Origin of the sequence: Acinetobacter sp. MYb10, assembly GCF_002980175.2 — a bacterium.
GTDB classification, from domain to species: domain Bacteria; phylum Pseudomonadota; class Gammaproteobacteria; order Pseudomonadales; family Moraxellaceae; genus Acinetobacter; species Acinetobacter guillouiae.
This window is the reverse complement of the sequence record NZ_CP058272.1, coordinates 327576-353865: the sequence shown is the minus strand read 5'-3', so window position 1 is coordinate 353865 and position 26290 is coordinate 327576. Positions and strand designations below refer to the sequence as shown.

The window sequence follows — 26290 nt, the reverse complement described above, 5'->3', positions numbered from 1 at the left end:
CAAACCACCTATTTAATAATACAAGGTGTAGCTATCGCATGGCGACATGGATGTCGCCCTTTAATATCTAATAGTTTAAAATTTATCGTGGTTTTATTTTTGAGAGATCGTTTAACAATTCCATAAGCTGCTGGACTTTCTCTGCACCATATTGTGTTTGAATATCTGTATAGCTTTCTTCCATTTTCACCGCTTGTGTCTCAAAGTATCTTTTACCTTCATCGCTCAGCTGAATCAAACTCACCCTTTGATCATGTAGGTCTTTTCGTTTCTTAATCAGATTTTGATCACGCATACGATTTAAAATCCCCGTTAAACTGGGTCTTAAAATACATGCCAAATCAGCCAAGTGGTTATTTTCAAGTTCATCATATTGATAAAGTACAGAAATCACACGCCATTGCTGCTCAGTCAAACCCATTTCATTTAAAATCGGTCTAAAATGCATCATTGTAGCTTCTCGCGCTTGTAACAAAGCTAAAGTCAGAGATGGCGATACACGAATCGGTTTCATAAAAACCCTTTAAATAAAAATTTATAGAGAGATTAGGGTCTGTTGACATTTCATAAATGGCTTGCGTTGTAGGTTAAAATTGAGCAGGCAAGGCAGGAAACGAGGAGAATAGCGAGACTATTTTCGAGTTTCATAACGAAGGCTGAGATAATTTTAGCCACAACCCTGAGCAAGAACAAAGCACTGCTTTGTTTGCAGCGCAAGGCGCAGCGGGGACTAGCGTGTTTTTTGCCGCTACGTCGTTACGAACTACTTATTTAGAATGACTAAATTTCGTATTTCGTGCCTAGTATCGCCTAAAAAACACACTTAGTCGCAAACATAGACGAATTGTCAGCAGACCCTAAAAATTGATTAATTAAAGAATTTATTCAATACATATATTGCAATAGCCTCACGATTTGACTGATGAGTGAATTCATACAAATCCATATTCTCTTGACTACAAAATGATAATAAAAAATTTATACTGCTCATGCGAACAATCTTACAGTAACAACATCTGCCCAAAATAAAAATATTGTGGTAATGCTTGTTGCATAGAATAAAAAATCGTCAACAAAATGAATGACTCACTTTATTTATATGATTGTAGTATATAGCAAAATTTTCAGCTTTTGTTCAAGTGCTTCGGCCTGTTTGGCTTTATGCACGATCATGACTTGTCTTTCTATTCTTTTTAAACATTCTGCTCAAAAGTAAACTATTGTTGATTTGTCAGTGTCTCTTTGAATGGTTATTTTTCTTTTTAATCGGTTTGCTATCTTTTTCCGATATTTTGTAAATAAAATCCATAAAAAAATGCATTAAAAAACTCGCAATTAAGCGAGTTTAGGGTGCGTCAATCATACGATTGACGCTTAAAGCCACACAAAATACAGACCAGGGAAAATCAAATCTTGTACTGCTTTAATGCGTCTATTATTGATCATTTTTTTAAAAACAACTTATCATTTTCAGCCAATTAAATATCATTTTCTGACTAAAATAAGGCTTAAATGACATTTTGTTTATTTCTTAATCGAACAAAATCGCTCAAACGTCATTCCTGACTGCTCAATACTTTGCTTTTGTCGATCTAAAAAATTATTGGCGATCACCAACATCATATTGGCCGTATCAAGTTCTAAATTTTCTTTCGAAATCCTAGCAATCGCTTGATAAGCATCTAAACGTGAACAAAATGCTTGATGCTGTTCAATCGCAGTGATCGTGCTATGCGCTTCATCCAAGATATGTTTAGTTGCATTGACTTGATCAGTATAGGTTTGAATACGTTGGTCATACTGTTCTTGGGTGAGTTTTTGCGTGGATGGTTCAGCAAAACTTTGCGTGCTCAATCCACTACTCAGAACAATACTGCAGAGGGTCAAAGTAAATCTATAGATCATGCTTGAGCAAACCTTTTATTTATAAAATATCTGCTTTCCATACATCTTCGTATTCATCAGCATCTATCATAAATCTAAAGCCTTGTTCCAAAGCCAGATAAGGGATCGCATCAGGAAAAACCTCTTCAAGCTCTTTTACACTGATCACATCAAAAAAATCTTCACCCTCTTCCAACTCACCACCATAAATAAACCATGACACATTTTCAGCATCAGGCTGTTTACGTAAACCCACGATCGGTTCTTTACTTAAGGTTTGCTTAGCGATAGCCACGAGATCCGTTTCATTGACTTTGATATATCGAGAGTCAAATTCTTCACACACTAATTTCTGTTCTTCTACAAAATCTTGCAACATGTACATTTCCGAACGATTGGATTTTGTCAAATTGTAAGCCGACAGTTTGACAATCACAATCAATTCACCAAAAGAATCTTGCATCACGCGTTTATTTTGTTAAACTTGATTATGTTACATTTTCAAGATGAATCGTGATGCCGCCAAATTTGACTCCACCATCGAAGTTAAGTGATCGCTCTGTAAGGGAAAATTTTAAGACAATCAATTCTCTTCTTTCTATTATCGAGCCTATTTCAAAGCAAGATTTACGTACAATTGAATTTCGTAGCAACATCAGTATCCCCTATCCTTTGGAAACCGTTGCAGCAGGCTTTCCATCACCCGCTCAAGACTATACAGAAAAGAAAATTGATTTAAATGAACACTTAATTCATAACCCTATTGCAACCTTTATGTTAAAAGTTAACTCCTTATCAATGAAAAATGCAGGTATTGAAATTGGAGATGAAATTTTAATTGACCGTAGCCTAGAGGCTGAACATGGCGATGTTGTTTTGGCATTAATCAATAATGAATTTACAGTCAAACGCTTTATGCAAGTTAAAGTATCTACAGGAATTTATGATATTTGGCTCAAAGCAGAAAATCCTGATTTTCCAGATATTCACCCACACAGTGAAGAACAAATTATGATTTGGGGTGTCGTTACTTGTATTCTTAAAAAATTAAAATGATCATTGAACGTCATAGCCTTTGTTTGTGCTACTCATCTTCAAGCTTCATTTGCGATACCCACCTAGTAACCAAGACTCACTAAAAATAGGTTAAAAAAATAATTGTTATGATTGAATCAATAAGACGTCTGGCACTCTCTCATCAAGGCCTAATTTCACCTGCTTCCTTTGGTACAGGATTATCTGGAACACGCCATGCGATTGAACATCTTGGCTATGTTCAGATTGATACAATTTCAGTAGTAGAACGTGCCCATCACCATATCCTATGGAGCCGTGTTCCAGATTATCAGCAAAGCCACTTAAATCAACTGGTCAAACAACAGCATATTTTTGAATATTGGTTTCATGCAGCATCTTATTTACCCATGCAAGATTATCGCTATGCACTTCCTCATATGACATCGATTAGAAATGGTGAGCATCGTTATTTTAATCGCGGTGATCAAGCTTTTATGAATGAGATTCTGGCTCGGGCGAAAGCTGAAGGCAGTATTCGATTACGCAACATTGAACAAGGCAATAAGCAAAATTCAGGGGGCTGGTGGAACTCAAGTTTAGCGCGTCGTTCGATTGAGCAATTGTTTATGCAAGGCGATTTGATGATTTCTGAACGTAATGGTATGGAAAAAGTCTATCAACTGACCGAATATTGTATCCCAAGTCATCTTGATCTGAGTGTTCCTACACTAGAAGAATATGCCCGCTACTTGTTCAATACCACGCTCCGTGCACATGGCGTGTTTGCATGGAAGCAATTGTTGCATTTAAAAGTTGGGCAAAAGATTCGTGAGGCAATGCGTGACATCGTCAATGAACAATTAGATGCAGGTGTGATCACCACTTTAGCTCAATTAGGCAGTAGTGACAAAGAGAGTCAAAATCTTTATATCCAAACCGATGCCTTAGAACAGATCCCGAATATTGAGTTAAAAGTAAAAATTCTTTCTCCTTTTGACAATCTGGTGATACATCGTGACCGTTTAAATACCCTGTTTAAATTTGATTATCGTTTGGAATGTTATGTGATGCCACCTAAACGTGTATTTGGATATTTTTGTTTACCTATTTTATATGGGGATCAAATTGTGGGACGTATCGATTGCAAAGCACATCGGGCAAAAAATCAATTTGAAGTCATCAGCCTACATCTTGAACCACAGCATCTCAATCATACTATTGCGGACCCAGCACATTTCTTTAGCGCACTAAACACTGAAATACACCATTTTGCCCAATTTAATCAATGTATAAATATAAATGAAGGTCTCCATAAAATCCTTGATGAAAGTAATGAACGATTCAAGTGATCGGCAACATAAGCTTAAAATCAAGACACTTAAAAATGAAGAAGCTTAAAATTCAAAATAGCTAAAATGACAAAACGCCTCAGTTGAGGCGTTTTGTCATTTAGAAGCTACGATTAAGATGAGTTCAAATCCCTATTTTTGCTGAGGCTTGTGTTGGCTTTGCTGATTTTGTTGAGCCTGTTGGTTGGATTGTTGCTTTTGCTGGTTTTGTTGATTTGATTGTTGATCTTGCTGACTGTGTTGCTTCTGCTGCTGATTAGATTGGTTGGGTTGACCTTGTTGGTCATTCTGCTGATTTTGTTGCTGATTCTGTTGCTGATTCTGTTCAGAGTTATGTTGTTGATTAGCCATTTTCATATCCATCCTTTTCAATATTGGGATATGCCGTACAAATCGACGACAACTGTTAATTTAGCCCTCTCAGTTTTCTATACAAGGATTGAGATGTTTCATTTTTCGACATTGTAAGCTGCAATTTAAGATATACCTTTTAAAAGAACCACTTCTCTATTCAGCATTTTTACTTAAATTACTTAAACCACTACGAAGCTCAACAGTGCTTAGTCAGTTTTGTCTCTCACTACATCGACTATTTAATCATCCAGCCCAAAGGATGAACAAATCCACACTAGATTTGATTTGAATTTATTTTAAACATCTTTTAATATTTCACTTGAATTTGTAACTTTTTCAAGACAACCCATGAGCGAACAAATTTTTGCTTTGATCGACATTAACAATTGTTATGTCAGTTGTGAACGCGTATTTAACCCCAGTTTAAATAATAAGCCAGTTGTCGTATTAAGTAATAATGATGGTTGTGTCGTTTCGCGAAGCAATGAAGCCAAGGCGTTAAACATAGATATGGCAATCCCTTGGCATGAAGTTGAACAACAAGCTAAAAAAGCTGGCGTGCTCGCCTTTTCAAGTAACTATGCTTTATATGGTGATTTCTCAGATCGTTTTTTTAAAATTTTAAAGATTTTTTTTAAAGATGAGGATTTGGAAGCCTACTCTATTGATGAATGTTTTATCAATCTCAGCTCTTACCAAGACTTATTCGATCTACAGGATTATTGTAGAAAACTCATCAAAACCATCCAAAAATGGCTTGGTCTGCCCTGTTGCATTGGTATTGGCTATAGTAAAACCCAAGCCAAGCTTGCCAACAATTTTGCCAAGAAACGTGGAGGCTTTGATAGCGTCTGTGACCTGACTGGTTTAGATTTATGCAGTTTTGAAGGCCTTTTGCTTGAAACCAGTGTTGCAGAAGTCTGGTGCGTTGGACGTAAAACCAGCAAACGCTTACAAGCTTATAATATTTATAATTGCTATGACTTAACTTTTGCCAATGAACATTACCTTGCACGCGAGTTTTCAGTGGTCATTGGACGCACCATTCGTGAGCTAAAAGGTCAATCCTGCATTGCTTTGGACGATGCAGACATTCCCTCCAAACGCATCCTTTCCTCACGCAGTTTTGCATCTGCTCTAAACAATGTTGAGATTATTAAACAAGCCATTATTTTCCATGTCAATCGTGCACATCAACGGCTGAGCAAGCAACGACAACTGTGTGCAGTTGTGCATGTTTCCTTATATGAAAAAGTTGCACAGGCGCCCTATAAAAAGGCACAAAGCAGTGTCATTGGCTTGATGTATGCAACAGATGATTTGATGATTTTAACTAAGTCAGCATTACAGCAAATTGATGTTTTATTTAAAGAAAATTTAAGGTATGTAAAAGTTGCTGTGATGTTCTCAGCACTGCATAGCAAAAGCCAGCACATCAATGACTTATGGCATCCTGTAGACTTTATTCAGCAACGTGATCAGCTTATGGATACGCTCTCAAGCATGAAACAACGCTTTGGCTCAGACTGTATACAAGTGGGTTATCATTCCAACCAAGAAACATGGAAAATGCGTCAGCAAAATCGGTCTCCAAGCTATACAACACGTTGTAGTGAGATCTTATCTATTGACGATAGCCATATGGCTGTTACACAAATCAAATGAATAGTTTTGGTCACTCAGTTTAAAATGAACTCTCTGTAAAACATCTGCTAAAAATGTCATATTTTAACATTGCCATTTACAGACAAAATTAACATTATATAGCCCATACAAGGCACTGCGTTTCCGCGACGATTCAAAGAAAATATAAAGTATTTGTGGAAAAATATGCCATAATATGCAAACTTTGCAGACATCTTGCAAATTTTTTTGCGACTTTTGAATTGGAGCACTCTCAATGAGTTCGACCATTTTGGTCATTCACGGACCAAACTTAAACTTGCTAGGAAAGCGCGAACCTGAGGTCTATGGTCACCTCACATTGGATGACATTAACCAACAATTGAGTCTCCAAGCACGTCAAGCCAATATAAGTTTAGATACTTTTCAAAGCAACTGGGAAGGTGCTGTGGTCGATCGTATTCACCAAGCACAACAAGACGGCATAAAATTTATCATTATTAATCCTGCCGCGTTGACCCATACCTCAGTCGCTATACGTGATGCCCTACTTGGCGTTGCGATTCCATTTATTGAAGTACATCTTTCTAATGTTCATGCACGTGAAGCATTTAGACATCATTCTTATTTATCAGATAAAGCCGTTGGCGTCATTTGTGGTTTAGGTGCCAAAGGCTATTCTTTTGCACTTGATTTCGCCATCGAAAAACTTAAATCTTCAACCCAATCATAATTTAGGAATACGAACCCATGGATATTCGCAAAATTAAAAAGCTCATCGATTTGATGATCGAATCTGATCTTCAAGCAATTGAAGTGAAAGAAGGCGATCAATCGATTGCTTTAACTCGCCGTAATCCTGTGGTTGCTGCTGGTGTAGCACCTATTGCCCTCCCAACCGCTGAAGCGCCTGTAGTTAAAGCTGCCTCTCGTGGTGCAGTAGAAACGTCTCCAATGGTTGGTGTGTTCTATTCAGCACCAAGTCCTGGTGAAGCGCCCTTTGTAAATGTAGGTCAAACTGTTTCTGCAGGTGAAACCCTCGGGATCATCGAAGCAATGAAAATTATGAACCCAATTGAAGCAACTCAAAGTGGTGTAGTTGAAGAAATTTTAGTAAAAAATGGTGATGTAATCCAGTTCGGTCAACCTTTATTCCGCTACCGCGCGTAATACCTCGGGGGTTGATATGTTGCAAAAAGTTTTAATTGCAAACCGAGGTGAGATTGCGTTACGCATCACTCGAGCTTGCAAAACTTTAGGAATCAAAACTGTCGGCATCTATTCAGATGCTGATAAAGATTTGATGCATTTACGTTTTTGTGATGAAGCAGTATGTATAGGTCCAGGTGCAAGTAGCGAAAGCTATTTAAACATTCCTGCCATTATTACCGCAGCAGAAATTACGGGCGCAGATGCCATCCATCCCGGTTATGGTTTCTTATCTGAAAATGCTGAATTTGCAGAAATTGTAGAAAACTCAGGCTTTATTTTCATTGGGCCGCGTCCTGAACATATTCGTCTAATGGGAAATAAAGTTTCTGCAATTACGGCGATGCGTAAAGCAGGTGTACCAACAGTTCCTGGTTCAGCCCATGCTGTGACACCCAACAATGCGTTGGCTGAAGCCAAAGAAATTGGTTTCCCGCTGATTGTAAAAGCTGCTTCAGGCGGTGGTGGTCGCGGAATGCGCATTGTTGAACGTGTCGATACATTACTTGAATCGGTTCAAGCTGCACAACGTGATGCTGAAATGTGGTTCGGTGATGATACGGTTTATATGGAACGTTTCCTGCAAAAACCACGTCATGTTGAAGTACAAGTTTTAGCAGATGGTAATGGTCAAGCGATTCATTTATATGACCGTGACTGCTCTTTACAACGTCGCCATCAAAAAGTACTTGAAGAAGCACCTGCACCGGGTTTACCAGAAGAAGCGCGCGCGCATATTCTTGAAGCTTGTGTCAATGCATGTAAGTTGATGCAATACCGTGGTGCTGGTACTTTTGAGTTCTTATTTGAAGATGGTGAATTCTTCTTTATCGAGATGAATACCCGTGTTCAAGTTGAGCATCCAGTCACTGAACAAGTGACTGGTGTAGATATTATTGAACAGCAATTACGTATCGCTGCGGGTCTAGGTTTAAATCTTCAACAAGAAGATATTAAAATCGAAGGTCATGCGATTGAGTGCCGTATCAATGCAGAAGATCCGTCGACCTTCTTACCATCACCAGGTAAAATTGAATCATTCTATGCGCCAGGCGGTGCAGGTATCCGTTTAGATTCTCATATCTATCAAGGATATAGCATTCCTCCGTATTATGACTCAATGATCGCAAAGTTGATTTCTTATGGTAAAGATCGTGAAACTGCGATTGCCCGTATGAAACAAGCCTTAGATGAGATGATCTTAACTGGAATTAAAACCAATATTCCTTTACATAAAGATCTGATCCTTGAAGACAAAAACTTCTGTTCACAAGCAATGGATATTCACTACCTTGAAAAACACTTGTTAAAACAAGTTCAAGGACATGAAAAAGATGCTTAATATGCATCCTCTAATCCAGTAAAAAAACCAATAAAAAACCTCTGTAAAATCAGAGGTTTTTTATTTTAAAGCAAATTCTTGATTATTTACACAAGCATCCATGCTTTAAATCAACTTAAGGCAAGACTCTGCGTAAAGTAGCAAAGCACTGATCGCCTTTGTCAGAAATACAAAAATTCAAGGTGTTCTTATTAATCCACTTCACAAAATATTGGGTAACTTCACCAGACTGATCTTCTTTACGCCCCGAACAATCTGTTTCATTATTTTCATAGCGAATTTGCATGATTAACGCGGGTGGCTTTTCCAGCGTATTATCGGGTGAAGGCTGATAATCAAACAGACCGATTGACCACTCTTTGGCACTATTCACCACCACTTCATTGGAACCGCGGAAATTATAATATTCTGTACATTTCTTATTTTCTGGAATTTCCATGCCCCATAAGCCTAAAATTTCAGGGCGAGTATTTATACGAATTGTACTTGTGGTATTGGTTGCAGCCACAGTCGCAGGATTGGTTGCTTGAGGTTGAACTGTTTCAGCGCTAACGTAAGGTGAAAGGCTAAGCAATAAAGAAATTATAAGTGCTGTTTTTTTCATACCAAGTCTGTATGTAATATTTCATCAGACATAAATTAGCATAGATTTAGAATAAAACATGTAAAATTAACCATATATGAACAATCTTTATTGTTTATTCTAAGCAAAAATATTTTTGTGACAGGCTCGAATTAAGGTAACTAAAACTATTGATTTATCGATATAAATAGATATGATTACTTATTAATACCTTAGCAGAGCCAGATAAAATATTGGCTTAGAGATTAATCCCTCTTTAGAATAGGTTCGCAAATTGCCTCGAGCTATCGCATATTTAAGTCAAGCACTTAAAGACAACATCTCTGCATTTTTTATTATTGCAATGATTATTTTTGTCTGCGCATTGGCTGGAATATTTGGTAGACCCTTATCCTTTCTTGCCATTTTTTGGCCCGCAAATGCTGTTTTACTTGGACTTTTTTTAAGGTTTCATCGCTTAAAAAATATAGGTGGGTGGATTGGCGCATTTACTGCCTTTATGCTTGCAGATCTGATTACGGGAAACTCTTTTTTAATCACCTTCTTTCTGACTTTAGCCAATCTATCTCATGCCTTGGTCACATTAGGACTGATTCGATTTTTTAAACTGGATTATAAACAATATAATAAAGGCTTAACATTTTTATACTTATTTGCAATCAGTGCCTTTGGCGGTTGTTTAGCTTCACCAATCGTCGCAAGTTTAACGGTCCCTTATTTACCAAACACCTTTATGGTTATGGATAGAATCTGGATTGATTTTGGTATGTGGTGGACGGGAGAAATCCTCAATGTCATTGCCTTTTTACCGATTATATTGGCAATCCCAGATAAAAAAACCATTCAAAGCCATATCCAACAATTTAAACAACAGCCTTTTCAGTACGAAAAATTTCTTCCACTGTTGGGAGTCGTTTTATCCGTCATTCTGACCCATTTTTTTCTGGGTCCAGGTGCGATTATGTTCCCCATTGCAGCATTGGTTTGGGCTGCACTAAGCTATAACCTATTCTTTGTCTCTATCATTAACTGTATTGTGTGTATGCTGCTCTATAATGCATTGACTGCATATTATATTGCTCAGTCACCAGATGCCTATTTGGGCACCACACTGTCTGTACGCATCGGTTTAATGATGCTAGCTTTAGGACCTTTAACCCTTGCAATTATCAGTTTAAATCGCCAAAAGCTTTATCACCAAATCTTATACTTAGCCAATCATGATGGTCTCACTACCACACTCAATCGTCGTTATTTCTATGAAGAAAGTGAACGTACCATTGCAGAGGATGTTGAAAAGCAACAAGCACACAGTGTCACGATTTTGGTTTTAGATTTAGATCATTTTAAAAAAATTAATGATCAATATGGCCATGTGATTGGCGATTATGTTTTGCAAGAGTTTACCCATCAAGTCAAAGCACAAATTCGTGCTAATGATCTATTTGGTCGCTTAGGTGGAGAAGAGTTTGCTATATTATTAAAAGATCTATCTTTAGAACAAAGTGTTGCCATTGCACAAAGAATTTGTAATAGCGTTTTCAATACCCCGATTCATTTAGATGATCAGCGTAGCTTAAATATCAGCGTCAGTATTGGCTTAAGTTATCAGACTTTACCCTATTGCATACCTTTTCAACAGCTGATTAAACGGGCTGATGATGCTTTGTATTTAGCCAAGGAAAAAGGTAGAAATCAACTTTGTTTAGAAACCACGATCGAACAAAACCAAAAGATATTTGCCCAATAACTCAAAACAGCAAGGGAAAGCTATGAAATTTTCAGAATATATTCAATATGATGGTATCGGTTTAGCACAACTTGTACAAAACAAAGAAGTACAAGCACATGAATTATTAGAAATCGCAATTCAACGTGCTGAGCAGGTAAATCCTAAAATTAATGCGATCGTTATTCCGATCTATGAACACGCATTAAAAAATACCCAAAATTATGCGAATGGCCCCTTTTCAGGTGTACCATTTTTACTCAAAGATCTACATCAAGAATATGCGGGTGTCGCAACCTCATCTGGTTCTAAAGCATTTAAAAATGCTAAATATATTGCTAAAGAAAACTCAGAAATCGTCAATCGCTGGGTAAAATCGGGCGTGGTTACTTTTGGTTTAACCAATTCGCCAGAGTTTGGCATTAAAGGTATCACTGAACCTGAAGCTTGGGGCAGTTGCAAAAATCCGTGGAATTTAAAACACAATAGTGGCGGCTCTTCTGGAGGTTCTGCTTCTGGCGTTGCAGCGGGTATCGTACCAATTGCAGGTGCAAGTGATGGAGGCGGTTCTATTCGGATTCCTGCCTCGTATTGTGGCTTATTTGGCTTAAAGCCAAGTCGCGGACGTACACCTTGGGGACCTGAAATCAGTGAAGCAATGCATGGGGCTGCGATGCAACATGTATTGTGCAAATCAGTCCGTGACAGTGCAGCTATGTTAGATGCTACTCAAGGCTCAGATCGTACTGCTCTTTTCAATATCCAAAGCCCGACTGAACGCTACTTAGACATCATTGAAAAAGCCCCAAAACGTTTGCGAATTGGTTTTTCCACTGTTTCACCGATTGGAACCAAAGTTTCAAAAGATGCAGTACAAGCCATTCAAAAAACGGCCAAACTTTTAGAATCTTTAGGACATATTGTTGAAGAAGCAACGCCTCAAATTGACGGTATGGCGCTTGCCAAAGACTTTATTACCACATGGTTTAGCCAATGCGCTTATACAGTGAATCAAGTCAAACAGCGATTTGGTGCAACAGATCAAGATTTTGAATTAGATACACTGGCAATTGCCGCATTTGGTGCCAAAGCTTCTGCTGTGGACTATATCAACAATCTCAATAATTGGGGTGTTTATGTTGCAAGAATGAATCATTTCTTTGAGCGTTATGATTTATTTCTAATTCCGTCTACAGCTTCAATTGCACCGAAAAATGGCGAGGTAAAAACACCATCTTGGCAAGTTCCGATTTTAAAAGCCTTGCTCAAAGTTGATCAAGCCCACTTACTGGCAAAAGGTAAGCTGGTTGAGCAAATGATTAAAAATAATTTGCAATGGGTTCCATTTACCCAATTGGCCAATATCACGGGCTTACCTGCCATGTCAGTACCCTTATATTGGAATAAAGATAATATGCCCTTAGGTTCACAATTTATTGCACCTTTTGGACGTGAGGATGTATTACTACAACTGGCGGCACAATTAGAACAAGCGCAACCTTGGGCAGCTAAATATAAAGGTATTGCGATATAAATTTTATCTGCATGAATATTCACATTAGACATCTGGTACTGGTGTGAATATTTTTTGAGAATAGCGTGGCATTGCAAGCTTTTCAATCATACATATTCATTTCTATAGAAGAGTATAATTTCCATAAGTTATAAAGTTTGCTTTCGTAAGACTATTCTTAATTCGCTACTTTAATCATCTATATAGAAATGAGAAACATCACGCAATTAATATACATCACGTAAGTAACGTTTTTGTTCAATCAACTGCTCAAACTGATCTTCACCTAAAATATCGATTAATACTGTTTCAACCCCTTGTGCCATCCCTTTTAAACTACCACAAATGTAAATTGATGCACCTTGCTCAATCCATTGTTTAAGTTGCGCTGATTTCTCCAATACACAATCTTGTACATATTTCTGATTATCTGTATCACGTGAAAAAGCATAATCAATTTGCGGCAGTACAGACTGTTGTTGCCATAGATTCAATTGATCTGCAAAGCCAAGGTCAATTTGGTACTGACGTTCGCCATAAATTAACCAGTTTTGCTGAAAAGACCATTCTGCGCGTTGTCGAATATGTGACATCAAGCCTGCAATCCCAGAACCATTTCCAATCAAAATAATAGGTTGATCATTTTGAACCAGATAAAATGCAGGATTTGAACGAACTCGACAAGAAATTTGCTCACCTAAAGCCAGTGCATGGGTAAGATAGCCCGAACCCAGCCCTAAACCTGTTTGATGAACTTCTCGTCTGACCACCAACTCAATCTGGCTTTGTGATGTAATACTGGCAATCGAATACTCACGAATCGGTAAGTCTTCTGCCTGTGCCAACCATTGCTCAAATGCCGTTGAATGCTGCATGGCATCAAATGAACGTAAATTCTTAAACCGCAATAATTCTATTGGATGATTAGCCTGAAACACATTTGAGTTTTGAAGATTAAAATGATCTAAAAACACCTTGATTTGTGAATCTGTATTGGCACATTGAATTTCAAGAATATCACCAGATTTCCAACATAATGCTTCAACTTGGGTAAACACAAGATGATACATTGGATGCCCTAAACTACCTTGATTTAACAAATGGCGTTCAGATAAAACCACAGAATGAAAAGGATGTTGTATCAATTGAACAGGTTGAGCTGAAAATTGCGGCAAAACTAGGTCAAGTTGAGTTTGCCACTCAGTCAAACCCATCGTAGGGTTAAGTTGATCAACACAAACCAACGAGAATAAAGCTTGTGCATGATTTTCTGTTAACCATAAATCCAATTGTTTACCAAAATTACAGAAATTTGCATAATGCGAATCACCAAAAGCCAACACCGCATACTCAATGTCATTTAAATCAAATGACTTTGTCATTACGTTTTTAACAAACTGACGTGCTGAATCTGGTGCATCCCCCTCACCATAAGTACTAACGATCCATAGAATCTTTAAGCTACGTTTAAATAAAGCGGCATTCACCTGTTCAATACTCAAGCACTGGACCAAATAGCCTAAAGCAGACAATTGCTGGGCTGTTTGTAAAGCAAAATTTTCTGTCTGCCCTGACTGACTTGCATATACAATCAAATATTCATCTGCATTTTGAGCTAAATTGCGCTTTGATTGAGGTCTAAATAAAAGTAACAGAAAAATGCCATGAAATATAAACAAGATTGCTAAAAATATAAGTACAGTCAGTACAGCATGTGTCATTGTTCTAACCTTTTATACTACTGTCCAAACCAGAAGCATCAATAGCGCTAAGCTGAATACCGTCAAGAAAAGATGTGTTTTTAAGCGAGTCTTAATACTTAAAAATAGGATATAGCCTGCCAATGATAAGATCGTAATGATGATTGCACTGATATCAATCAGCCAAGTCCATGCTTTACCCGCATTTTTCCCACGGTGCAAATCACTAATCAATGAAACGGTAGATGCGGGTTTAAGCGTAATTTCAGCTTGACCATTGTCTAAAGTGACCCAAATATCTGTTGAACCTGCTGGACTTGCCAAATGAATCATGACTTCATTATCCATGACTTCACCACTCTTATAACGACCAATGACTGCATGGTGTTGTCGTAGATAATCTACAATTTGAGTGCTTGGATTCTCTTGGCCTTTAATTTGAGTCAGGACATTTTCAGGTAAGGTAATCGTTTCAGTATTTTCATCTGTTGCAGGGGTAAACCATTCAGGGTGGTTTAAAATTAATCCCGTAACAGCAAAAAAGATTAAGACAATAAAAGCAAAAGCTGATAACCAACCATGCACATAACGTGCATGGCGGTAAAAATCTCGACGTTGATACACAATTAAACTCTCATCAAAATTTTCATCAAAACGCTTATCCGAACACGCATAGTCAGCAAATTAATTCACTTTCTGGAAATTCAGTTTGACGACACCGATTTCTTTTTGTGCAGGTAAATTTTGAGCGGAAGCTTTTGCTTTTACATCCAACTTAAAGGTTTGATAAGAATGATCACCATGCTCACGTGAAGCTTCAACATGTATTTGATACTGCCCTGCATCTACAGTTTTACCATTGTCATCTTTACCATCCCAAGCCAGTTTATAATTACCCGGTTGGCGTGACGGTTTAGCAACTGCATCCAAGTTCGTTATTTGACGACCATAACGGCGCCACCATACATAGTTTGAATTAATCCATTTCGGGTCTTTGCCCCAAGCTGCAAGTGTCCGCACTAATTTTTTATCACTGTCGGTCACCCAGATCGAAATATAAGGTGCGCGATAATTTTCCACAACCAATTTGGGAATAACCAAATCGATCACCGCTTGATAACCTGCGGGCCATTTTGCTGAAGCATTTGCTGCAACATTATGAAAATCTGCTTGCTGTGGAAGTTGAACCAACGCATTCCAACCTGTGCTTTGGTACGTTTCACCCGTTGAAAGTGTCAGTTGAGCTTCATAACCGAGCAAAGATTCGATCAGTTGCATGCCTTCTGCTGGCTTCATCACAGTCAAGGCTGTTGCTAAAGCATCTGCATCCGCAGCACATTTTCCAACGACTACACATTGTTCAACATGTTGGATTGGCAAACCTGAATATGGATCTAAAAGATGAGATTGACCAGCCAAACTACGATAACCTTGACCACTGAATGCGACTGCTTGGTCTTTTAAATTTAAAACTTGGCTTGGTGCTAGATTGTCATAGTGATGAAAAGCATCTTGTACACCAACATTCCAACCCGCTTGATTGGGTGAAGTCCCCCAAACGCGCATGTCACCACCGATATCCAGTAAAATACCTTTTAAATTAGGGACCGCTTGACGTGCTGCAATTAAAGCTCGATCAATAATATAGCCTTTTGCATAGCCATCTGGTGCAAAAGTAACTGAGCTATCCATTTTCACACTTTTTGTTTTTTCATCCAAACGAACACTGTTGTCTTGCAACTGCGAAAGCAATTGATCACGTGTACTTTGATCAATTTCAAGCACCCCATTGGCCTGTTGCCACATTGCGATCAAATTGCCTAAACGTGCATCAAATGCACCACAGGTTTTACCACGCCAAGCTTCACATGCAGCAATCACCTGATACAAATCCGAAGATGCTGTGAGCTGTTTTTGTTGGTTAAGTTGTGAAATTTCACTGTCATTTTGCCAAGTTGATAACACTCGATTCAAATCAGAAATTTCTTTTTCGATTGCAGCTGTTGCACGCGCAGCATCTTGTTGCGAAGTTCCAGTAATCACCACATCTAAAGATGTACCTAAAACATGATCACGATGGAAGTGATGACTTTCCAATTCAATATTATTATTGCTTGCAGCAGAAACCTGCATTGTTTCTGCATAACTATGTAGTGGAGATATCAGTGCTAATGCCATGACCAGAGGCGAAAGACGAAATACAGCACGAGTTGAGGGTGAACGTCTGCTTGATGAGGACATACGGATAGTCTCTGAATTTTGTTAAAATAATATTGATAATGATACTTGTTATCAAGTACATTATGTAAAATATTTTAACTTAAGTTTACAGGACGCTTGAAATGAATCAATGGCTCAAAATTGCTCTGCTGTCTGCATTACCCGTTGTTGGTTCTGCGCATACCATCAGCCCTTTTATTCTCCCTGAAGTTTTTGATACCAGCGCATCACAAAATGTAAGCTTCCAGAGTTCACTAACCTTAGAAAAGTTTTTTGTTCCCAGCATTAACTTTAAAACCAGCTATCTCCTTACTGATCCTAAAGGTCAGCAAATAAAAATAAACCCTGCGGCCGAATTAAAACGCTTTAATGTTGCTGAGTTTGATCTTCCAAGCGAAGGGACTTACCGTATCCGTACAGATAATGCTTCAGGGAATAGTAGTAAATATGCACTTATAGATGGTCGTTGGTTACGTATCCGCCCTGTACGTCTACAAAATGTAAATATGCAAGCGCCTAAACCAGAACAACAAAAAGCCGATGCTGAAAAAAAACCAGTAACACCACCACAACCGCCACGTTCAGTTTCAGCAGACCAAGTCCCTGCAAATGCACAAATCTTAGAGGTTAAAAACAATATTATTGCTGAAAGCTTTGTCACTAAAGGCAAACCAAGTCCTGTTCCAGCAGTCAGCAATAAAGGATTTGAAGTTAAGTTTTTAACCCATCCAAATGAATTGTTTGCTGGTGAATCATTAAAAGCGCAGATTTTACTCAATGGCAAAGCTGTACCAAACCTTGAGGTTGATGTGTTTAAAGGCGCCAGCAGCTATGAAACCAGTGCACAACGTGAACAACCACATGTAAAAACCAATGCAAAAGGTGAAGTGGAAGTTAAATTTGAAAAACCTGGAATTTATTTGATTACGACTTCTTATCCAGAAGCTAATCCTGACAATAGCAAAAAGCCAGAAAGTGAAATTTTTACTTATGGTCTAACCGTTGAAGTTGCTGAGTAAATCCTATTAAGATCTTAATTTTTATTTAATAATTAGTATATTTATTAAGTTCTTTCACAAGTGTTTTTAAAATCATAAATCAACATAAAAGCACCCTCATCCTAGCCTTCTCCCAGAGGGAGAAGAAACTTTCAATACGAATATGATTCAATTCAAATGATCATTTTTCAATCTATCAAAGAGACCGAATCAAAATTTAGAATAATAATCAATTAGATAGATATAAAAACCTACATTATGCTAAAGTTAAAAGACTTTAGCATTTTTTTGCATAAGCAAATCAACAATCAAGACAACCACTTATACAAAAAAGTCATAAGATATGCCTGTTTTTTGATATCTGGCAATATAAGTCATGTTTGGTCCTGTTGAGTTTATTCTAGCTGGCGTTTTAGTCGGCTTCTGTGTAGGTATTACTGGTGTAGGCGGTGGTTCACTTATGACCCCCATCCTGATTAGTTTATTTCGAATAGAACCACACATCGCAATCGGAACAGACCTACTCTATGCGGCTATTTCTAAGTTTTGTGGCTCGATGGTTCATGCTAAAAAACTGAATATCGTTTGGCCGATTGTTCTCTGGTTAGCCTTGGGCAGTGTCCCTGCTTCATTTATCACCCATTGGGTTTTAGACAATTACCTCAGCAGTTCAACACACTACAAAGCCATTTTAACCATGGTGTTAGGCTTTATGCTGACCATAACAGGCTTGTCTATCGTGTTCCGTTCTAGAATTGAAAAATTCTTTGCCAAATTTCGTGCAGAAAAGCAAGATTTTCATGAGGCCAATAATTTCAACATTGAAGGCAAACGTACTTATGTTGTGATTATGGGGATTGTACTGGGTGTATTCGTGACCCTTTCTTCTGTAGGTGCTGGCGCATTTGGTATCATGGCGCTGATCCTCATGTTTCCCAATTTACCGATGATTCGTATCATCGGTTCCGATGTGGTACATGCTGTTTTATTAACCTCTGTTGCTGGTTTTGCACATATGACATCTGGCAATGTAGATTTTCATCTGCTTGGATGGTTGCTGGTGGGCTCAATTCCTGCAATTGTGGTGGGAACCTTGATCAGTTCTAAAATGCCAGAAAAAATGATTCGCAAGGTTTTGGGGATCACCCTATTTGCCTTGGGTATTAACTTTATCTTAAACCCAGTTAAATCCAAACCTGTAGAAAAACCACAGGCTGCAATGGTGATGCCATCCGTCCAACAACCGCAGGTTTAAAATTAAGCTTTTATTGATAACTAATAATTATGAATTGACCGTAAAGTTTTAATGATTTATTTATGACAAAACTTCGGCCAATTCGTGTTATATTCTGACCACTAAAAATACTTTCTGTATGTTTCTAATACCCAGTGACGGCAATGAATACATTAAATTCAAATCCAATTACTCAATCAGATATTGATGACGTGAATGTCCAAAGCATTCAAACGCTGGTAACCCCAGCGGAACTTAAAGCTGAATTACCATTAAATGAAAATGCCTACCAAACTGTACTTCATGGTCGGGAAACTGTTCGTAATATTTTAGATGGTAAAGATAAACGTCTATTTGTTGTGATTGGCCCTTGTTCTATTCATGACCCTGTTGCAGCACATGATTATGCAAATCGTTTAAAAGTATTAAGTGAAAAAGTAAAAGATACTTTATATATCATCATGCGTGTTTATTTTGAAAAACCTCGTACAACCGTTGGTTGGAAAGGTTTGATCAATGATCCAGATATGAATGATTCTTTTAATATTGAAAAAGGTCTACGTTTAGGTCGCAAACTATTGCTTGAGTTAAACGATAAAGGCTTACCTTGTGCGACTGAAGCGCTTGACCCGAACTCACCACAATATTACCAAGATCTTATTTCATGGTCTGCAATTGGTGCACGTACAACGGAAAGCCAAACGCATCGTGAAATGTCTTCTGGTCTTTCTTCACCTGTAGGCTTTAAAAACGGTACAGATGGTGGTTTAACCGTTGCAACCAATGCCATGCAGTCTGTTAAACATGGTCATAGTTTCTTGGGTTTAAATAACGAAGGCCAAGTTTCAGTGATTCGTACCAGCGGTAACCCTTATGCACACGTTGTATTACGTGGTGGTAATGGTAAGCCGAACTATGATGCGGGCTCTGTTGCTGAAGCGGAAAATGCGTTAGCAAAAGCCAAAGTAAGCAATAAAATCATGATTGATACCAGTCATGCTAACTCAAATAAAGATCCGTATTTACAACCGCTTGTGTTGAAAAATATCACCGAACAGATTTTAGATGGCAATAAATCTATTGTCGGCATTATGGTTGAAAGCCATATTAAAGGTGGACGCCAAGATATTCCTGAAAATCTGGCTGATTTAGAATATGGTAAATCGGTGACTGATGGTTGTATCGATTGGGAAACCACTGAAAAAGCGCTTCTGGAAATGGATGCAGCTTTAAAAGAAATTTTACCAAATCGTTAATTAATATAAAAACGCCATCTACATAGATGGCGTTTTTGTTTATGATGTTATTAAACATTTTCTGTAAGAATGCTATGAACGAACTTGAACAAGAACTCTGTCAAATCGCAAACTTCCAGTTTGTCCATGAACACTTACTGACTTCAGGTCAGCCGAGTGCTGAACAACTGAAACAGATTAAAGAATACGGCGTAGATACAATCATCAATCTGGCATTTACAGATGCCAGCTTACACCTTGAACATGAAGATAAAATCTGTGCTGAGTTTGGGCTCAACTACATTCAAATTCCAATCCATTGGGATACACCAGCAGATGATCAATGCTTATTTGTGTTAGATTTGATCGCGCATTTGGTACAGGAAAAAATTGTTTGGGTACATTGTGCAAAAAATATGCGGGTGAGTTGTTTGATGTATTTATATCGCCAATATTATATGGATATCGATATGCCAACCGCACAAGAGTTGATGCATCAAATTTGGGAACCCAATGAAACTTGGACCGGTTTAATACATGCTGTTGCCTTACAACTGCAAGGGCGTAAAGCCACTGAAGATTTACAACACTCTTTGATGAATGCGGATCAGTTTTCTTAAACCAGCATAACAACAGTTCAATCATTGATGCATTTAAGTAAAATCATCAACATGAACAGAAATAAGCGCCTTATGGCGCTTATTTTATGGTGATAAATTAATTTTTGATTTGCTTACTTGATCAGCAGTTGCTTGATCAAAGCTAAATTTTCAGCACGGGTTGCAGCCAAAATCAAACTGTTATTGGTAGTAAGATTTGTCCATTTTTGATTTCCACCAGTACCGCAATTATAACTAATCAAACGTGCTCGGTTATTGCTTAAATAACCATATTCCAAATCAAAACATTTTGAACCTTGTTCGATACGTTGCTGTGTGGCATTCATCGCCCACACTTGGCTTGCTGCATCATGGTTACATGAGCTTAGATTAATCACTCCACCCTGATTGGCTAAACACTGATCCATATATTTTTTGCTGTGGATTTTACCCATTGCATCATAAATCCACTGTTCAGTGTCATCACCCGTACAGCCGCTCTTACCACTGATATAAGCATTCAATTTGCCATTAGACAGTGTTTCAACTTTTAGACAATTTGTCCCGTTTTTAATGCTGGAAACATGGTTTAAATTGAAATCAGTACTTAGTTCCAACTTTGCCACAAACTGATTAAATGCCTCAATTGCTTCAACATTGCCACTTTCAAGATCAGTTCGATATGCATTTATCCAACGATTTAAACGGTAAAGTTTAATTTGCTGTTGGGTATAACGGACCATTTCTGTTTGCGCGTCCGCTGACAATTCAGTTTTAAATTGACGATAAGAGTCAAATAATAAGCGTGAATCCGCATCAAGACTGACCACCTCTTTACCTTTATTATTCAGCAAAGCTTGTTCAAGTTGTGGCATTTCAAGTGTTCTTAATGCCGAATACTCTGCTTCTTTGCCAATAGAAACAAAAGGTGCCATTGCTTGTGTAGTGACTGGAATATTGATATTCGACAATTTCACTGCTTGCTGACCTGCTTTTTGGCAGTAAAGATCAACATTTTGAGGTGTATCACTTTGCGCAAGGTTGATATGGAATTTGTTGGCATTGCTACCTGAATTTACCCGTTGTGGAGCAAGTGCAATATTTTCTACTTTGTTGGCATACTGCACATTTAACCAACAACTTGCAGCTGTGCCAGTCGTGTTGGCCTGAGGTAGATTAAAGACATTGCCCCAATTGCCTCGTGCCGCAGGATAAATAATCCCCACCTGATTGACTGGATCATAGCCACCTAAAATCGTATAAACAGGCACACTAAACAAACGTGGTTTTAAAAAGTTACCATCGGCACTGTTATACCAAACATTGCCTGAGTTTGGTATTTTGGGTTGTGCATCTACCATTTCGCGTGTTGCGGGATTCCATTTTTTATAGCCTGTTGTAGAGTTTGGATCCCACACGTATTTATCAAAAGCAGGTTGAATTTTTAACCACATACTATAACCAGTATAGTGGGTATATTTGGAAATCGAGCTGGCGCTGGATCCACCACTCATGGCATCCCAACCATAGGCATAGAGATTTTGGAAGTTTGGTACACCATTACTGCCATCACCTAAATTGGTATTGCCCCAATTTAAATTGCCACGCATTTTATTTCGAAATGCAATGTATCCCCAACCGCTGTCCGCATGGTGTGCAGACCAGAAATAATTTGTAGGACTTCCACTAGTTTCGACTGAGCCAGGATAATGCCCTAAACCATAGTGATGCCCGATTTCATGGCTAAATTCATTCCCCACCGAATCAATCAATGTCAAAATACCATTTCCACCACTTAAGCCGTGATTGGACTCACCATTGGCATATTTACCTCTGGCATGATGAATCACCACACTTTGAGTCACTTGTGGTTGCTCTTGGCTTTGCATCGATGAACTGGTGACACCCCAGTTCGCTAAGTTAATTCCAACACTAAATGTCGATTTAGCGGTGTTTTCACGCATATCTCCATCATAGACGCCACCATTGGTTGCACTGACAGAATCGTAAATGACACCACTTGCAACCATGACCCGATTAAGCTTCATTTCATCGTATTTGCTGACTATCATTTTTGCAGCAGGGATGGTTTGGAAATAATCGGTTCCTGCTTTTTCAGGTTCCAACAGCATATAGTGACCATTGGATTTAGGTGCATCAGTCAATAAACCTAAACGAATACTTTGCACCACCAACTCGCCTGGTGCGGCAAAATCAATATCTGTCCCAGCTAAAGAACCACTGCGATTGTTTACAGAGTCTATAATACGGATGGATAATCCTGAACGTACCTCATCCCACTTTAATGCTACTGACCATGCCTGTTTAGAATACATTACCCGCGCTCGATCATCCTGATTAGACTGATCGGAAGCAGCAAGACGTGAAGGCTCTTTTAGATTTACGGTACGTATCAGTTGGTTACCTTTATAGATTTCCGCTTGTAATTTATCAACATCTCCCATCGAAACCAAAGGTGTAACCAATAACAATGCATCTTTCTGCGTTGTTAAGCGTGGCATTTTATCCTGTTCATTATTCTTCGGGTTTACCACATGACTTTGGGCAAACTGTAGCATTGCAGCAAAGTTACCATTTAAATCATTGCGCAATAAGCGATTTCCACCCTGTGCATTAAAATCATAAAAGCCTAATACACTGCTTGAGATTTTATTTTTAACTGGTTCTGGATATTTTTCTACTACAGGTGGTGTTGTGCCTGTACCACCATTTGAGCCACCCGAACCGCCCTCAGGAGGCTGAGTCGTACCACCGTTTGAACCGCCCGAACCATTCTCTGGAGGTAAAGTCGTACCGCCATTTGAACCCCCTGAACCGTTGTCTGGGGTTTCTGGTGTACCATCTCCTGGTAACTCATTTGTACCATCGCCAGGGTTTTGCGGTATATTCGATGGCTGATCATTTGTAGAATGGCTATCACTACCGCCCCCACATGCAATAAGCATTGCTGAAAGCGTACAAATTGTTAAATATTTAAACCGTAATTGCATCACATATCTTCCCCATATTTATAACGACTTATCTCTATCCTTAGTTTCTGAGATTAAATTAAAATAATTATATATTTCAATTATTTAAATATATCACATTGTTTATAATCATGTGATTTTTATTTAAAAATATAAAAAGGACATATTGCTCTAAATTTTACTTTTATGGATTTATTGAGTTTTAGGTTGTTATTTATCTGCACCGTGGTGCTATCACGTGGCGACAGGGATATCGCCCATTGTGTGTGGGTATGCGGGGATACAGATTTAGTAGCGCAAGATGGGGCATCGCCTACACAAAGGGAGAAGGAGCTTTCAATATCAATATGATTCGCTCAACATAATTATTTTTTAATTTAAAAAGCAACTATTGCTGAAACTCTCGTATCGACAATTCACCACGTTCGCCTCGCCAAATCCATTTTAAATGACTATCTGCAAAACGCTCGCCTTCAAACCAAACAAATAGGCCTTCCATCATCTCTGGCCAGTCACTTTGACTGATTTCAGTACGTTTTGAAATCACCGCAATAATCGCAGCAAGAATCGTATCGTGGCTCACAGCCAAACTAATCCCGTTGTTTAGCGTAGGATGTGTTTCATAGATTAATTCAAGCACATCCACCACACCCGTAATCGGATGTTTCATACCAGGTAAGGCATTATTTACAAAACTATTGATAAAACCTAAAGCACCTTGTGCTCTAAAATAAGGAGCAGCCTGTTTAATATCCAGCACAAAGCTTCCCGGCTCAACCAATAAGCCCTTTTCTACAATTTCGATGTGATGGGTATTCGGATAAGGAGAAATTCCGTCAGCGCCTTGAATCATCAAAGCCGCGGTATCGACACAACGCTGAATGGGGCTTGAAATACAATGTTGGATTACTCGATCCGTATTTTCAATCAAATAACAACCCCAAGCTTGCGCTAGATCACGACCTTGGGAAGTTAATTGCAGATCATAACCTGCCAGCCCCTGCCCATTCACAACCTCACGAATTGAATGACGCGTGAATAAGGTTACAGGTGTTTTCGCATCGGGCAATAAATCTATTGCTTTTAGCATACTGTTCGGCAATAAATCTAAGGCCATATCAACTTAAAACTCATTTTTATACAAGCTTACTATAACATATGCAGCCAAGCGCTCAATCTAGGGTCTGTTAACATTTCATAAATGGCTTGCGTTGTAGGTTAAAATTGAGCAGGCAAGGCATGAAACGAAGAGAATAGCGAGACTATTTTCGAGTTTCATAACGTAGGCTGAGATAATTTTAGCCACAACCCTTCGGGACTAGCGTGTTTTTTGCCGCTACGTCGTTACGAACTACTCATTTAGAATGACTAAATTTCGTATTTCGTTCCTAGTATCGCCAAAAAAACACACGTAGTCGCAAACATAGACGAATTGTCAACAGACCCTAATATCAAAGTGTTAAATTATCTATAAAATGCATATGTATATCAGATTAAAAGCTCACATTGCTTAATGCTTCTAAAGCAATTTCTTTATTTTCGACATTCCGAAATGCGATAAACCCATCATTTAACACGGTATCACGTTGATTATAGGTAAATGGTACCGCAGCTAAACTCAGTAATCCACCACCAATACTTTCCAATAATCCTTGTCCTGCACTGGTATCCCACTCAGAGGTTGGATGGAATCTTGGATAAATATCAATTTCGCCTTCAAGCATCATACAAAACTTATAGGCACTGCCCGCCTCGCGTCTAATGACAGGCGATTCTTGCTCAATATAATCAATATATTGCTGATACTTTGGATTTTTACTGCTATGGCTTAGTCCAATTTGAATTGCATCTTCCTCTACAGCTTTAAACTTGCAATAACGTTCCCAAGTACGGTGAATAAAGCAATATTTATAAGGCAATTCTGTTAAATATCCCAAATACATCACTTGCTCTGTCGGTACAGCAATGATTGAAAATATGGTTTGGTGGTTGTGAATTAGACTTAAATTAATCGTAAATTCATCACGTTCATGAATAAATTCTTTAGTTCCATCCAAAGGATCCAGCATCCAACAGATATTCCATGTATGTCGTTGAGAGTAATCGCTCTCTTCTGATAGCACTGGAATTTCAGGAGTGATTTTCGCCAATTGTTCTATTAAATAGGCATTCACTTTTAAGTCAGCTTGGGTAACAGGTGACTGATCATCCTTTTTATCAATATTAAACGCATTTCCAGCACAATAATTTTGGTATTCCTCGAGCAAGATTTGACTTGCAGATGCCAAAACTGGAACTAATTTTAAAATTTGTTCATCTTGTGGTGCTTGAGTGGTAATAAACATTGATCCGACCTGTAGGATGTCTGATTTTTGTCCACAAGCCTACCATTTTTTTATGTTGAGTGCATGAAAACAATAGCTTTTAACTAATAAATATCTTGAGTATGGTGGGATAAAAAGCAAAATCTATTTGTCTTTTACACTCTCTAATGACTTGCCTAATCTGATTATCTACATTCAATCGAATATTTAACCTAGCAAACTCAAAAGAAATCCACTCATTGATTAATCATAATTGAAAATTTATACTCACGATGCAGGAGCAAGGACTTCCCGATGGCTTGATGATTCAATGCACAGGGTTCCTGCCGTTGGGTTTAATAGCATTGCTAACCTGTTGCCAGAACCTGTAACCAGCCAGTGGGCAAC

At 38.3% G+C, this 26290-nt stretch carries 23 protein-coding genes; 12 read left to right on the top strand and 11 right to left on the bottom strand.

What is annotated here, in order from left to right; genetic code table 11:
* Positions 1 to 82 precede the first annotated feature (82 nt).
* The 3 genes from hpaR to CQZ96_RS01630 form a co-directional block, all read right to left on the bottom strand.
* Positions 83 to 514, bottom strand: a complete 432-nt coding sequence (hpaR, locus tag CQZ96_RS01640; protein WP_004719808.1) for a homoprotocatechuate degradation operon regulator HpaR — start codon at positions 512 to 514, stop codon at positions 83 to 85.
* Positions 515 to 1524: 1010 nt separating this feature from the next.
* Positions 1525 to 1905, bottom strand: a complete 381-nt coding sequence (locus CQZ96_RS01635; protein ID WP_105712485.1) for a hypothetical protein — start codon at positions 1903 to 1905, stop codon at positions 1525 to 1527.
* A 19-nt stretch (positions 1906 to 1924) separates the two neighbouring features.
* Entirely contained in the window at positions 1925 to 2263 is a 339-nt protein-coding gene (locus CQZ96_RS01630; RefSeq protein ID WP_034615602.1) for a hypothetical protein, read from the bottom strand.
* Between the two features lie 137 nt (positions 2264 to 2400).
* Between CQZ96_RS01630 and CQZ96_RS01625 the strand changes: the two genes are divergently transcribed.
* Together CQZ96_RS01625 and CQZ96_RS01620 are read left to right on the top strand one after the other, a co-directional pair.
* The gene (locus tag CQZ96_RS01625; protein ID WP_004719801.1) at positions 2401 to 2940 is read left to right on the top strand and encodes a LexA family protein; all 540 of its coding nucleotides are present in this window, start codon (positions 2401 to 2403) and stop codon (positions 2938 to 2940) included.
* Between the two features lie 107 nt (positions 2941 to 3047).
* Positions 3048 to 4250, top strand: coding sequence for a winged helix-turn-helix domain-containing protein (locus CQZ96_RS01620; protein ID WP_105712484.1), 1203 nt, complete (start codon positions 3048 to 3050; stop codon positions 4248 to 4250).
* A 132-nt stretch (positions 4251 to 4382) separates the two neighbouring features.
* On the opposite strand, the gene CQZ96_RS01615 is transcribed toward CQZ96_RS01620, so the two are convergent.
* Positions 4383 to 4601 (bottom strand): hypothetical protein, encoded by a 219-nt coding sequence (locus CQZ96_RS01615; protein ID WP_178283360.1) that lies wholly within the window; start codon positions 4599 to 4601, stop codon positions 4383 to 4385.
* A gap of 351 nt (positions 4602 to 4952) precedes the next feature.
* On the opposite strand from CQZ96_RS01615, the gene CQZ96_RS01610 reads away from it, so the two are divergent.
* From CQZ96_RS01610 to accC, 4 genes are all read left to right on the top strand, one after another.
* Positions 4953 to 6269, top strand: coding sequence for a Y-family DNA polymerase (locus tag CQZ96_RS01610; protein ID WP_105712482.1), 1317 nt, complete (start codon positions 4953 to 4955; stop codon positions 6267 to 6269).
* A gap of 235 nt (positions 6270 to 6504) precedes the next feature.
* Complete coding sequence (aroQ, locus tag CQZ96_RS01605; protein WP_004719793.1) at positions 6505 to 6960, top strand: type II 3-dehydroquinate dehydratase; 456 nt, start codon at positions 6505 to 6507, stop codon at positions 6958 to 6960.
* Between the two features lie 17 nt (positions 6961 to 6977).
* Positions 6978 to 7397: an acetyl-CoA carboxylase biotin carboxyl carrier protein gene (locus CQZ96_RS01600; protein WP_004719790.1), complete on the top strand. Its 420-nt coding sequence runs from the start codon at positions 6978 to 6980 to the stop codon at positions 7395 to 7397.
* Between the two features lie 16 nt (positions 7398 to 7413).
* Complete coding sequence (gene accC, locus CQZ96_RS01595; RefSeq protein WP_004719789.1) at positions 7414 to 8778, top strand: acetyl-CoA carboxylase biotin carboxylase subunit; 1365 nt, start codon at positions 7414 to 7416, stop codon at positions 8776 to 8778.
* A 115-nt stretch (positions 8779 to 8893) separates the two neighbouring features.
* Here accC and CQZ96_RS01590 read toward each other — a convergent pair whose 3' ends face one another.
* Positions 8894 to 9382 carry a hypothetical protein gene (locus CQZ96_RS01590; RefSeq protein ID WP_004719787.1) on the bottom strand — a complete coding sequence of 163 codons (489 nt, stop codon included), beginning with the start codon at positions 9380 to 9382 and terminating at the stop codon, positions 8894 to 8896.
* A 253-nt stretch (positions 9383 to 9635) separates the two neighbouring features.
* Here CQZ96_RS01590 and CQZ96_RS01585 point away from each other — a divergent pair, with 253 nt between their 5' ends.
* Both CQZ96_RS01585 and CQZ96_RS01580 read left to right on the top strand, forming a co-directional pair.
* Positions 9636 to 11111: a GGDEF domain-containing protein gene (locus CQZ96_RS01585; RefSeq protein WP_004719785.1), complete on the top strand. Its 1476-nt coding sequence runs from the start codon at positions 9636 to 9638 to the stop codon at positions 11109 to 11111.
* A 22-nt stretch (positions 11112 to 11133) separates the two neighbouring features.
* Positions 11134 to 12624, top strand: a complete 1491-nt coding sequence (locus tag CQZ96_RS01580; RefSeq protein WP_004719783.1) for an amidase — start codon at positions 11134 to 11136, stop codon at positions 12622 to 12624.
* Positions 12625 to 12830: 206 nt separating this feature from the next.
* Here the strand turns inward: CQZ96_RS01580 and CQZ96_RS01575 are convergent, their stop codons facing one another.
* From CQZ96_RS01575 to CQZ96_RS01565, 3 genes are read right to left on the bottom strand one after another with little or no spacing between them, the layout of a single operon-like run.
* Positions 12831 to 14324, bottom strand: a complete 1494-nt coding sequence (locus CQZ96_RS01575) for a sulfite reductase subunit alpha (RefSeq protein WP_105712481.1) — start codon at positions 14322 to 14324, stop codon at positions 12831 to 12833.
* A gap of 12 nt (positions 14325 to 14336) precedes the next feature.
* Positions 14337 to 14927, bottom strand: a complete 591-nt coding sequence (locus CQZ96_RS01570) for a PepSY-associated TM helix domain-containing protein (RefSeq protein ID WP_004719778.1) — start codon at positions 14925 to 14927, stop codon at positions 14337 to 14339.
* Positions 14928 to 14987: 60 nt separating this feature from the next.
* Complete coding sequence (locus tag CQZ96_RS01565) at positions 14988 to 16544, bottom strand: DUF2271 domain-containing protein (RefSeq protein ID WP_105712480.1); 1557 nt, start codon at positions 16542 to 16544, stop codon at positions 14988 to 14990.
* A gap of 101 nt (positions 16545 to 16645) precedes the next feature.
* Between CQZ96_RS01565 and CQZ96_RS01560 the strand changes: the two genes are divergently transcribed.
* The 4 genes from CQZ96_RS01560 (at position 16646) to CQZ96_RS01545 (ending at position 20610) form a co-directional block, all read left to right on the top strand.
* Positions 16646 to 17542, top strand: a complete 897-nt coding sequence (locus tag CQZ96_RS01560) for a DUF4198 domain-containing protein (RefSeq protein WP_105712479.1) — start codon at positions 16646 to 16648, stop codon at positions 17540 to 17542.
* A 355-nt stretch (positions 17543 to 17897) separates the two neighbouring features.
* Positions 17898 to 18776, top strand: coding sequence for a sulfite exporter TauE/SafE family protein (locus CQZ96_RS01555; RefSeq protein WP_105712478.1), 879 nt, complete (start codon positions 17898 to 17900; stop codon positions 18774 to 18776).
* 143 nt (positions 18777 to 18919) lie between these two features.
* Positions 18920 to 20011: a 3-deoxy-7-phosphoheptulonate synthase gene (locus CQZ96_RS01550; RefSeq protein ID WP_004719768.1), complete on the top strand. Its 1092-nt coding sequence runs from the start codon at positions 18920 to 18922 to the stop codon at positions 20009 to 20011.
* A 74-nt stretch (positions 20012 to 20085) separates the two neighbouring features.
* A complete protein-coding gene (locus CQZ96_RS01545) occupies positions 20086 to 20610 on the top strand; it encodes a protein tyrosine phosphatase family protein (RefSeq protein ID WP_034615591.1) in 525 nt (174 codons plus the stop codon).
* A 113-nt stretch (positions 20611 to 20723) separates the two neighbouring features.
* Here CQZ96_RS01545 and CQZ96_RS01540 read toward each other — a convergent pair whose 3' ends face one another.
* The 3 genes from CQZ96_RS01540 to CQZ96_RS01530 form a co-directional block, all read right to left on the bottom strand.
* The gene (locus CQZ96_RS01540) at positions 20724 to 23600 is read right to left on the bottom strand and encodes a M66 family metalloprotease (RefSeq protein ID WP_105712477.1); all 2877 of its coding nucleotides are present in this window, start codon (positions 23598 to 23600) and stop codon (positions 20724 to 20726) included.
* Positions 23601 to 23967: 367 nt separating this feature from the next.
* Entirely contained in the window at positions 23968 to 24696 is a 729-nt protein-coding gene (locus tag CQZ96_RS01535) for a histidine phosphatase family protein (RefSeq protein ID WP_004719762.1), read from the bottom strand.
* A 376-nt stretch (positions 24697 to 25072) separates the two neighbouring features.
* Complete coding sequence (locus CQZ96_RS01530; RefSeq protein WP_004719760.1) at positions 25073 to 25924, bottom strand: 3'(2'),5'-bisphosphate nucleotidase CysQ family protein; 852 nt, start codon at positions 25922 to 25924, stop codon at positions 25073 to 25075.
* Positions 25925 to 26290 lie beyond the last annotated feature (366 nt).

Excerpts from the sequence above, each read along its gene's own strand:
- hpaR (WP_004719808.1), bottom strand. The coding sequence starts at position 514 with ATGAAACCGATTCGTGTATCGCCATCTCTGACTTTAGCTTTGTTACAA.
- CQZ96_RS01635 (WP_105712485.1), bottom strand. The coding sequence starts at position 1,905 with ATGATCTATAGATTTACTTTGACCCTCTGCAGTATTGTTCTGAGTAGT.
- CQZ96_RS01630 (WP_034615602.1), bottom strand. The coding sequence starts at position 2,263 with ATGTTGCAAGATTTTGTAGAAGAACAGAAATTAGTGTGTGAAGAATTT.
- CQZ96_RS01625 (WP_004719801.1), top strand. The coding sequence starts at position 2,401 with ATGCCGCCAAATTTGACTCCACCATCGAAGTTAAGTGATCGCTCTGTA.
- CQZ96_RS01620 (WP_105712484.1), top strand. The coding sequence starts at position 3,048 with ATGATTGAATCAATAAGACGTCTGGCACTCTCTCATCAAGGCCTAATT.
- CQZ96_RS01615 (WP_178283360.1), bottom strand. The coding sequence starts at position 4,601 with ATGGCTAATCAACAACATAACTCTGAACAGAATCAGCAACAGAATCAG.
- CQZ96_RS01610 (WP_105712482.1), top strand. The coding sequence starts at position 4,953 with ATGAGCGAACAAATTTTTGCTTTGATCGACATTAACAATTGTTATGTC.
- aroQ (WP_004719793.1), top strand. The coding sequence starts at position 6,505 with ATGAGTTCGACCATTTTGGTCATTCACGGACCAAACTTAAACTTGCTA.
- CQZ96_RS01600 (WP_004719790.1), top strand. The coding sequence starts at position 6,978 with ATGGATATTCGCAAAATTAAAAAGCTCATCGATTTGATGATCGAATCT.
- accC (WP_004719789.1), top strand. The coding sequence starts at position 7,414 with ATGTTGCAAAAAGTTTTAATTGCAAACCGAGGTGAGATTGCGTTACGC.
- CQZ96_RS01590 (WP_004719787.1), bottom strand. The coding sequence starts at position 9,382 with ATGAAAAAAACAGCACTTATAATTTCTTTATTGCTTAGCCTTTCACCT.
- CQZ96_RS01580 (WP_004719783.1), top strand. The coding sequence starts at position 11,134 with ATGAAATTTTCAGAATATATTCAATATGATGGTATCGGTTTAGCACAA.
- CQZ96_RS01575 (WP_105712481.1), bottom strand. The coding sequence starts at position 14,324 with ATGACACATGCTGTACTGACTGTACTTATATTTTTAGCAATCTTGTTT.
- CQZ96_RS01565 (WP_105712480.1), bottom strand. The coding sequence starts at position 16,544 with ATGTCCTCATCAAGCAGACGTTCACCCTCAACTCGTGCTGTATTTCGT.
- CQZ96_RS01560 (WP_105712479.1), top strand. The coding sequence starts at position 16,646 with ATGAATCAATGGCTCAAAATTGCTCTGCTGTCTGCATTACCCGTTGTT.
- CQZ96_RS01555 (WP_105712478.1), top strand. The coding sequence starts at position 17,898 with ATGTTTGGTCCTGTTGAGTTTATTCTAGCTGGCGTTTTAGTCGGCTTC.
- CQZ96_RS01550 (WP_004719768.1), top strand. The coding sequence starts at position 18,920 with ATGAATACATTAAATTCAAATCCAATTACTCAATCAGATATTGATGAC.
- CQZ96_RS01545 (WP_034615591.1), top strand. The coding sequence starts at position 20,086 with ATGAACGAACTTGAACAAGAACTCTGTCAAATCGCAAACTTCCAGTTT.
- CQZ96_RS01540 (WP_105712477.1), bottom strand. The coding sequence starts at position 23,600 with ATGCAATTACGGTTTAAATATTTAACAATTTGTACGCTTTCAGCAATG.
- CQZ96_RS01535 (WP_004719762.1), bottom strand. The coding sequence starts at position 24,696 with ATGGCCTTAGATTTATTGCCGAACAGTATGCTAAAAGCAATAGATTTA.
- CQZ96_RS01530 (WP_004719760.1), bottom strand. The coding sequence starts at position 25,924 with ATGTTTATTACCACTCAAGCACCACAAGATGAACAAATTTTAAAATTA.